A 5,945-nucleotide genomic window follows, 5' to 3' on the forward strand; every position below is an offset into this window, starting at 1 on the left:
CGCGCTGCTGGCCGCGCCGGACGCCCCGCCGCCCAGCGGCGGGCTCGGCCTCTGGACGGCCGCGCGGCTCGCTGCCGCGCTCGGCGGGCGCATCACGCCCGCCAGTGGTGCTCCGGGCACGGCAATCACGCTGAGCGTGCCGCTCTCCGAAGGAGCGCTTGCCGATGTCGCGTAGGTCCGCGCGCGGCCGGCTGCTGCTGGTCGAGGACGATCCCGTGATGGGCGGCAGCCTTGCCGACCGGCTGGGGCTCGAAGGCTTCGACGTCGCTTGGGTGCAGCGCGCGGACGAGGCGGAGGGCGCAGTTGCGCGCGCACGGCCCGACCTCGTGCTGTGCGACATCCGACTGCCCGACCGCTCCGGCGAGGCGCTCTATGCGGCGCTGCGGCCGGCACTCGGCACCGTGCCGGTGCTGTTCATGACCGCGTTCGGCGAGATCGACCAGGCGGTGCGGCTGATGCGCGCAGGCGCTGCCGACTTCGTCACCAAGCCCTTCGCCGTGGGCGACCTCCTGGAACGCATCGAGACGCTGCTGCGTCGCGCACCGCTCTCCGGTACCGGCAGTCTCGGCGTCTCGCCGGCGATGCGGGCGATGGAGGAGACCCTGATCCGCGCCGCGGCCGTCGACTCGACCGTGCTGCTGGTCGGCGAGAGCGGCAGCGGCAAGGAGGTCGCAGCGCGCTTCCTGCATGCGCGCTCCACGCGGGCTGCCGCTCCCTTCGTCGCGCTCAACTGCGCGGCGATCCCGGAGGCGCTGATGGAGCGCGAGCTGTTCGGTCACGAGCGGGGCGCCTTCACCGGCGCAGCCATACGCGCGCCGGGCTATGCCGAACAGGCCGGCGAGGGCACGCTGTTCCTCGACGAGGTCATGGAGCTCGCGCCGGCGCTGCAGGCGAAGTTCCTGCGGCTGATCGAGGCGCGCGAGTTCGCCCGCCTCGGCTCGGCGCGCCCGCTCCCGTTCCGGGCGCGGATCATCGCCGCGACCAATGCCGACCCGGACGCGCGGGTGCGGGACGGGCGATTCCGCGAGGACCTTCTGTTCCGCCTCGACGTGATCCGCGTCGCCGTACCGCCGCTGCGTGCGCGCGCCGAGGACATCCTCCCCCTCGCACGCAAGTTCGCCGACGAGTTCGCCACCGCATTCGGGCGCGACGTCGCGGGTCTGCGTCCAGCGGCCGAGGAGGCGCTGCTGGCGCATGGCTGGCCCGGCAATGTGCGCGAACTGCGCAACCGGGTCGAACGCGCGGTCGCCCTCGCGGCGTCGCCCTGGCTCGACACGCTCGACCTGTTTCCCGAACTGCCGCGGCCGCTGGAGGAGGTCTTGCCGACGCTCGCCGGGGTGGTCGCGGCGGCCGAACGGCGTTCGATCGCCGCGGCGCTGGCCACGACCGGGGGCGATGTCGCCGCCGCGGCCGGACGGCTCGGGATCGCGCGCTCGACCCTGTTCGAGAAGATGCGGCGGCTCGGGCTGCGCGGTCGCGGCTGAGCGCCGGTCCGTTGGTGATCCGGAATTCCGGACTGGCTCCGCGCGGCGTGTCCGGTGCGCTGGACCGCGCTGACGCCAACCCGTTGATCGGCCGGCGCCATGCGTTGGCACGAATCATGCGGGTGCAGCCCTGCCCAACGAACCAGGGGAGGAGCCCGCATGAATCGGTCCGATATCGCGCGCGCGGAGCGTGCGCTCGTCGAGCAGGTGTTGAAGCGCGAGGACGTCGGCCGGCGCCGCATGTTCGCGGTCGCCGCCTGGAGCGTGGCGGGAGCGGCGGCCGCGACGACCGTTCCGGCCAGCCCCGCTTTGGCCCAGGCCGCGCCGGCGCGGCGGATCCTGCAGAAGGACGACAGCCGGATCCTGAACATCGGCGCGACGGTGCGCAGCGGCAAGTACTGGAACTTCTCGACCTGGATCACGCCGGTCGAGGAGTTCTACGTGCGCAACCACTATCCCACGCCGACCGCGGAGCAGAAGCCCGAGCTCGATCCGCGCAACTGGAAGGTGAAGGTGCACGGCAACGGCCTCGAGCGGGAGCTCGAGCTGACCTACGACGACCTCCTGAAGATGCGTTCGCGCACCGTGTTCGCGACCATGGAATGCCACGGCAACGGCCGCACGGTGTTCTGGGAGCAGCTCGACATGAAGGACGTGACGGGCGGCAACTGGGTCCTCGGCGCGGTCGGGCTCGCGGAGTGGGAGTACGTGCCGCTCTCGGAGATCTTCGCGCGCGCCGGGCTGAGGCCGGATGCGAAGGCGCTGCTGTTCTGGTCGGGCGTGGACGGCGCCGGCGATATCGGCCGGCCGATGCCGATGCGCGAGGTGCTGAGCCGACCCGACGATATCGGGCTCGCCTTCCGCATGAACGGCAACCCGCTCCTGCCCGATCACGGCGCGCCGGTGCGCGCCCTGGTCACCGGCTGGGGCGGTGCCGCGTCCACCAAATGGCTGACCGAGATCAAGGTCGCGACCCATGATTTCTGGGTGCGGCTGAACACCAAGGCCGAGGTGTTCGCGGGCCCCGACTACCCGAAGCCGACGCCGGCCCCCGGCGACGAGTTCCGCAATGTCGGGCCGGAGGACATCCATGGCCCCATGGTGGAATGGATGCCGGTGAAGTCGTTCATCACCGTGCCGCTGGTGATCGAGAAATCGCCCTCGGTGCCGGCCAACTACCCGCTGAAGCGCGGCGAGCTTCCGACCCTCGCCGCCGGCCGGCAGACCATCCGCGGCTATGCCTGGGGGCCGCAGCACGGACTGCGCAAGGTGGAGTACCGGATCGACGGCGGACCCTGGCGCGAGGCCCATATCCGGCCGCCCAATCTCGGCCGCTACACCTGGTCGCGCTTCGACTTCGAGTGGGACGCGCCGGCCGGCGAGCACGTGATCGAGACGCGCGCGACCGACAATGCCGGGATCAGCCAGCCGCCGACCGTGCCATTCAACCTCTACGGCATGGCGAACAACGCGATCCCGAAGTTCCGCATCCGGGTTGTCTAGGCCGGCAGGCAGGAGGGGGGCCGCCGCCTGGCGGACCCCCTGTGCATTGAGGGGAGGATCGATGAACGGTGTCCTGGTTCTGGCCGGCGTGCTGCTGGCCGGTGGTGTCGCGATGCTCGCCGCGCGTGGCGTGCCGCAAGCGCTGGCCGCATCCTCGCAGGTCGAGCGCGGCCGCGCCGTCTACGCCGAGGCCTGCGCGGTCTGCCATGGCGAGGACGGGCGCGGCGGCGCGGGCTTCGGCAACCCGATCTGGGGCGAGGGGGCGCAGATCCGCAAGTTCCGCCACGGCGCCGGGCTGCTCGAATACAACCTGACGCTGATGCCGTTCGACGACCCCACGCGGGTCTCGGACGACGACAAGCTCGCGGTCACCGCCTACATCCTCGCCCGCCACGGCGCGATGGCGGAGGGCGCGACGCTGTCGGAGGCCGAGGCCGCCGCGATCGCGATCCGCTGAGCCGCGATCTTGACGCCGCGCCCCCGCTCTGGCGGGACTGCGGCCATGGCGCTCAAGGTCGGCAGGGGGGCCGAGGCCCCGCCCTTCATCGTGATGGACGTGATCGCGGCGGCGAACGCCCGCGCCGCCGCCATCGCGCCCGGCGATCCGCGCGTGATCCGCATGGAGGTCGGCCAGCCCGCGACCGGCGCGCCGGCCGTCGCCGTCGCGGCCGCGATCGCGGCGATGCGCGCCGGCGAGACGCTCGGCTACACCGAGGCGTTCGGCATCCGGCCGCTGCGCGAGCGGATCGCGCGCCTCTATGCCGATCGATACGGTGTGGACGTGCCGGTCGCGCGCATCGCCGTCACGGTCGGCGCCTCGGGCGCCTTCCCGCTCGCCTTCCTCGCCGGCTTCGACCGCGGCGACCGGGTGGCGCTCGCAGCACCCTTCTATCCCCCCTACGTGAACATCCTCACGGCGCTCGGCCTCGAGCCGGTATTGCTGGAGGCGGGGCCGGAGAGCCGCTACCAGCCGACCGCGGCGATGCTCGCCGCCCTCGATCCGCCGCCGGACGGGCTGATCGTCGCCTCGCCCTGCAACCCGGCCGGCACGATGCTGCACGCCGACGAGCTCGCCGTGATCGCGCGCTGGTGCGAGGCGAATGGCGTGCGGCTGATCTCGGATGAGATCTATCACGGCCTGACCTATGGCGAGCCGGCCGCAACCGCGGCTGCGATCCCCGGCGCGGTGGTGATCAACTCGTTCTCGAAATACTGGTCCATGACCGGCTGGCGCGTCGGCTGGATGGTGCTGCCCGAGGACCTGACGCGGCCGGTGGAGCGGCTGGCCCAGAACCTGTTCATCTCCGCCCCCGGCATCTCCCAGGTCGCGGCGCTCGCCGCCTTCGACGCGGACGACGAACTGCGCGGGCATGTCGCGCGCTATGCGGCCAATCGCGCGCTGCTGCTCGACGCGCTGCCGAAGGCGGGGATCGACCGCCTCGCCCCGGCCGAGGGCGCGTTCTACCTCTATGCCGATGTCGGGCACCTCACCAACGACAGCGCCGCTTGGTGCGCGCGCATGCTCGCCGAGATCGCGGTCGCGGCGACGCCGGGGGTGGATTTCGACCGCAGGCGCGGCCACCGCACGGTGCGCTTCAGCTTCTGCGGCACGACCGACGACATGGCCGAAGCCGCCGAGCGCATCCGGCGCTGGCTCGCCTGAGAGCGGGCCGGCAGGCGGTGTCGTTTTGTCCCCGGGCGCAGCATCCGGCGCGCGGGCGTGCCATGATCCCGCCATGGCCACGCCGACACGTCTCGCCTCCGCCGCCGCGCTGATCGCCCACCCCGCACGCGCCGCCATGCTCCAGGCGCTGATGGCGGGCGAAGCCCTGACCGCGGGCGAACTCGCGCGCACGGCCGGCATCGCCCCCTCGACCGCGTCGGCGCATCTCGCCGCGCTGGCCGGCGGCGCGCTCGTGGTGGCACACGCGCAGGGACGGCACCGCTGGTTCCGACTCGCCAATGATGATGTCGCCGCGATCCTCGAGTCGCTGATGGGACTCGCTGAACTGGCGCGTCCGGCGCGGCGCTGGCCGCACGGCGAGGCGCTGCGCACGGCGCGCACCTGCTGGGACCATCTCGCGGGCCGGCTCGGCGTGGCGCTGCGCCAGGGGCTGGTCGAGCGCGGCATGCTTCGGCCCGCCCTGGGCGGTTGGGAGGCCACCGCGGCCGGCCATGCCTGGCTGGAGCGCACAGGCGTGGACGTGGCCGCGGCACGCCGCGCGCGCCGCTTCGCCTGCGACTGCATGGACTGGTCGGAGCGCCGTCCGCATCTCGGCGGCGGGCTCGCGCGCGCTCTCTGCACCCTCTGCCTCGCCCGCGGTTGGCTGCGCCGCCAGCCGGGCGAGGGGCTTGCGCGCCGGGCGGTCGTGCCCACGCCGGAGGGCGTGCGGAGGCTGCGCGAGGCGTTCGGCGTGCGGGTCGAGGCGGCCGCGGGTCAGGCTGCCTCGGACTGACGACGTCCGCGCGGCACCGCGACCCTGGTGCGGAAGGTATCGCGGGCGCGCCGGCCGCGCCTGCGACCGCGACGAGGCTGGCCCGCCGACCGTCGAACCTGACGCGCGTCGGGGGAGGCGGTCAGCGGCGCCACCAGCCGCGCTTCTTCGGCGCCTCGGCGATCACCTCGTCCACCACGATCGGCTTGATCTCGATCGAGGCGATCGGTCCGGCCGGCACGGCAGGCGGGGCTGCCGGGTCGGCGGGCGGTGCCGCCACGGGCTCGGTGGTGTCGGGCGCCGCCGGTGCCGCCGTGGCAATCGGTTCGGGCTGCGGGGCAGCCGCGGCCGGGATCTCCGACGGCGCCGGCGCAGCGGCCGTCACCGTCGCCGCCTCGGCCGGCCCTGCCTCGACCGCGTCGAACAGGTCGAAGGCCGCGTCGCCGAACGGGTTCGCCGGGGTGGCGCCCTGGAACCGCGGGGCCGCGGCGATGCGCGCTGCCGCCTCCGGCTGGGCCTCGCC

Annotated in this window: 5 protein-coding genes and 1 pseudogene; 5 read left to right on the forward strand and 1 reads right to left on the reverse strand. The window is 73.6% G+C overall.

Features of this window, described 5'->3' with window-relative positions:
• Positions 1 to 164 precede the first annotated feature (164 nt).
• The 5 genes from FK498_RS16740 to FK498_RS16760 all read left to right on the forward strand — a co-directional run bounded on the left by FK498_RS16740 (position 165) and on the right by FK498_RS16760 (position 5,443).
• A complete protein-coding gene (locus FK498_RS16740) occupies positions 165 to 1,484 on the forward strand; it encodes a sigma-54 dependent transcriptional regulator (protein ID WP_141856556.1) in 1,320 nt (439 codons plus the stop codon).
• A gap of 159 nt (positions 1,485 to 1,643) precedes the next feature.
• On the forward strand, positions 1,644 to 2,987 hold the full coding sequence (locus FK498_RS16745; RefSeq protein WP_141856558.1) for a molybdopterin-dependent oxidoreductase: 1,344 nt from the start codon (positions 1,644 to 1,646) through the stop codon (positions 2,985 to 2,987).
• Between the two features lie 61 nt (positions 2,988 to 3,048).
• The gene (locus FK498_RS16750) at positions 3,049 to 3,444 is read left to right on the forward strand and encodes a c-type cytochrome (protein ID WP_161988461.1); all 396 of its coding nucleotides are present in this window, start codon (positions 3,049 to 3,051) and stop codon (positions 3,442 to 3,444) included.
• Positions 3,445 to 3,489: 45 nt separating this feature from the next.
• The gene (locus FK498_RS16755; RefSeq protein WP_141856561.1) at positions 3,490 to 4,650 is read left to right on the forward strand and encodes a pyridoxal phosphate-dependent aminotransferase; all 1,161 of its coding nucleotides are present in this window, start codon (positions 3,490 to 3,492) and stop codon (positions 4,648 to 4,650) included.
• A 73-nt stretch (positions 4,651 to 4,723) separates the two neighbouring features.
• Entirely contained in the window at positions 4,724 to 5,443 is a 720-nt protein-coding gene (locus tag FK498_RS16760; RefSeq protein WP_141856563.1) for a helix-turn-helix transcriptional regulator, read from the forward strand.
• A gap of 121 nt (positions 5,444 to 5,564) precedes the next feature.
• On the opposite strand, the pseudogene FK498_RS16765 reads toward FK498_RS16760, so the two are convergent.
• A pseudogene (locus FK498_RS16765) lies at positions 5,565 to 5,945 on the reverse strand (ribonuclease E/G); the annotation flags it as partial.

The sequence above is a fragment of the Elioraea sp. Yellowstone genome (assembly GCF_006704265.1).
Classification (GTDB): domain Bacteria; phylum Pseudomonadota; class Alphaproteobacteria; order Acetobacterales; family Acetobacteraceae; genus Elioraea.

Coding starts and splice junctions, on each gene's coding strand:
- FK498_RS16740 (WP_141856556.1), top strand. CDS start 165: ATGTCGCGTAGGTCCGCGCGCGGCCGGCTGCTGCTGGTCGAGGACGAT.
- FK498_RS16745 (WP_141856558.1), top strand. CDS start 1,644: ATGAATCGGTCCGATATCGCGCGCGCGGAGCGTGCGCTCGTCGAGCAG.
- FK498_RS16750 (WP_161988461.1), top strand. CDS start 3,049: ATGAACGGTGTCCTGGTTCTGGCCGGCGTGCTGCTGGCCGGTGGTGTC.
- FK498_RS16755 (WP_141856561.1), top strand. CDS start 3,490: ATGGCGCTCAAGGTCGGCAGGGGGGCCGAGGCCCCGCCCTTCATCGTG.
- FK498_RS16760 (WP_141856563.1), top strand. CDS start 4,724: ATGGCCACGCCGACACGTCTCGCCTCCGCCGCCGCGCTGATCGCCCAC.